This is a genomic window from Actinoplanes sp. NPDC048791, from assembly GCF_040650095.1.
Classification (GTDB): Bacteria; Actinomycetota; Actinomycetes; order Mycobacteriales; family Micromonosporaceae; genus Actinoplanes.
In genome coordinates, this window is sequence record NZ_JBEZGQ010001178.1 from 1 (window position 1) to 2380 (window position 2380).

General features: G+C 75.0%; 3 protein-coding genes. 1 reads left to right on the forward strand and 2 read right to left on the reverse strand.

The window, feature by feature from the left end; translation table 11 throughout:
- On the reverse strand, positions 1 to 426 hold a 426-nt coding region (locus AB0C29_RS43970), incomplete at its 3' end, for an isocitrate lyase/phosphoenolpyruvate mutase family protein (protein WP_360833683.1).
- Between the two features lie 89 nt (positions 427 to 515).
- Here AB0C29_RS43970 and AB0C29_RS43975 point away from each other — a divergent pair.
- Entirely contained in the window at positions 516 to 1559 is a 1044-nt protein-coding gene (locus AB0C29_RS43975; protein ID WP_360833685.1) for an alcohol dehydrogenase catalytic domain-containing protein, read from the forward strand.
- On the opposite strand, the gene AB0C29_RS43980 is transcribed toward AB0C29_RS43975, so the two are convergent.
- Positions 1505 to 2380: hypothetical protein (locus AB0C29_RS43980; RefSeq protein WP_360833687.1), on the reverse strand; the 876-nt coding region annotated here is incomplete at its 5' end. The two genes, AB0C29_RS43975 and AB0C29_RS43980, sit on opposite strands and share 55 nt — an antisense overlap.

Here is a 2380-nt window from a genome sequence, read left to right on the forward strand (position 1 = left end):
GCGGCCGCGTACCCGGGCGACCAGCACGACGCCGGGCACCTGCGCGACCAGTGCCGCGATCCGGTCGGCCGACTGGCCGGCGTCCTGGCCGTCGGCGAGGACGAGCCCGCTGATGCCGGCCCGCTGGTAGGACAGCGCGGTCCACACCGCGTCGTTGCGGCTGTCGTAGCCGATGTCCGCGTCGGCCAGCAGGGGCACGCCTTCGAGGGCCGGGATCAGGGTCGTGGCCCGGTCGGCGATCTGCGTGGCCGGGGTGTAGCCGAGGTCCGGCCGGCCCAGCATGGTGGCCGCGATCGCCTGCCCGGACAGGTGCACGGCCCGGTGCCCGGCCCGGACGGCGAGCGCGGCACTGGCCGGATCCCAGACGCCCGGTACGTGCGTGAGGTGGTCGGCCGCGAGCATCGCGCGCAGGTCGGCGGCGGTCATGAGCGGGGCACCGCGGCGTCGGTCATGTCGCTGATCATGACGGGTTCATCGGCAACTCGCGATCCCCGGAACGGTGTTAGCGTCGATCCGTGACCGAGCTGAGCATGCGTGTGGCCCGACTGCACGGCGCCGGGGACGTCCGGTTGCACTCCGAGGACCGTCCCGCGCCGGGGAGCGCCGGCGCGCGGTTCGTCGAGGTGACCTCGGTCGGGGTCTGCGGCTCCGACCTGCACTGGTTCACCGAGGGTGGGATCGGCGACGCGGTGCTGGCCCGGCCGCTGGTCCTCGGCCACGAGATGGCCGGCGTGATCCGTGGCGGACCGGACGACGGCCGGCGGGTCGCGATCGATCCGGCGATCCCGTGCGGCAGCTGCGAGCCCTGCCGGGAGGGGTACGGCAATTTGTGCCCGAACGTCGTCTTCGCCGGGCACGGCTCCTGCGACGGCGGCCTGCGGCAGTTCCTGACCTGGCCGGCCGACCGCCTGCACCCGCTGCCGGACAGCCTCTCCGACGACGACGGTGCCCTGCTCGAACCGCTGGGTGTCGCGCTGCACGCCCTCGACCTGGCGCATCTGCGGATGGCATCGACGGTGGCGGTCGTCGGCTGCGGTCCGATCGGCCTGCTGCTCGTGCAGCTGGCTCGCCGGCACGGCGCCACCCGGGTGCTCGCCGCCGAGCCGTTGCCGCACCGGATGGCCGTCGCGGCGTCGTTCGGCGCGGAGCCGGCCGAGGAGGCCGGTGTCGCGGACGTGGTCTTCGAGGTCTCCGGATCCGACGCGGCCGTGGACGCGGCGCTGCGGCTCGCCAAGCCCGGCGCCCGCGTCGTGCTGGTCGGCATTCCCGACGGCGACCGCACCTCGTTCAGCGCGGGGCTGGCCCGCCGCAAGGGGCTGACGCTGGTCATGGCCCGCCGGATGGGCGAGGTCTACCCGCGGGCGATCGACCTGGCCGCGCGGGGCCTCGTCGACCTGGCGCCGATCGTCTCGGACGTGTTCCCGCTGAGCGCGGTCACCACGGCCCTGAGCACCGCTGCCGCCCGTACCGGATTGAAGGTTCTGATCCATCCGAACGCCGCCGGTCAGAACGCCGCCGAGCTGACCGAGGTCACGGGGTCGGCGGCGACGACGTCGTAGCGGTTCTTGGCGGCCGACCAGCCGTCCGGGGTCAGCGCGCCACCGGCCTTGACCTTGCGGGGTTTCCTGCCCTCGACGGTGGCGGTCCCGGCGCCGCCGCGCAGGCGGAGCCGGACCGGGGTGCCGGCCTTGGTGCGCACGACCAGCTCGCCGACCGGGCCGCTGACCGAGATGGCCACGGTGCCCTTCGGCTCGGGCAGTTGCAGGACGAGCTGGGTGGTGCCGCCGACGATCTCGATGCCCGCCACGACGCCCGTGCGCAGGTCGATGGTCTGCTCGGCCGAGCCGCCGGCCAGCTTCAGGGTCCACGCCACCTTGGTGTTGAGCTGGAGCTCGGCGCCCACCGTCCCGGGCTCGGTGGTCGGGGTCAGTTCGAGCCGCGAGCCCTGCTTGCTCTCGGTCAGGCTCGGCACCGCGCTGCGGTCCGTCGTCGCGATGTCGAACAGGTTCTCGCCGAGGTCCGCACCGCGGACGCGCAGCACCGCCGAGGCCCCCGCCACCTCCAGGCGCCGCGCCCGCACCGAGCCGAGCGGCGTGGTGATCCGATGGGCGGCGTCCGGCCACGGTTGCTCCAGCGTGCTCGGCACCGGCCCGGACGGTGTGGGCCCGCCCGGTGGGAGCGGCTCGACCTGGGCGCCGGCCGCGGGCCGGTAGACCGGGTCGAACGCGGCCGTCTGCCCGAGCACGACCCCGATGGTCAGCGCCACGATCGCCACGGTGAAGACCCACAGCCGCCAGGGCCGCCGCGGCCGTTCCTGGTAGACGATCACCGCCCGGGCGACCACCATCGGCGGCGGCAGCCGGGGCGGCGAGGCGGCGAC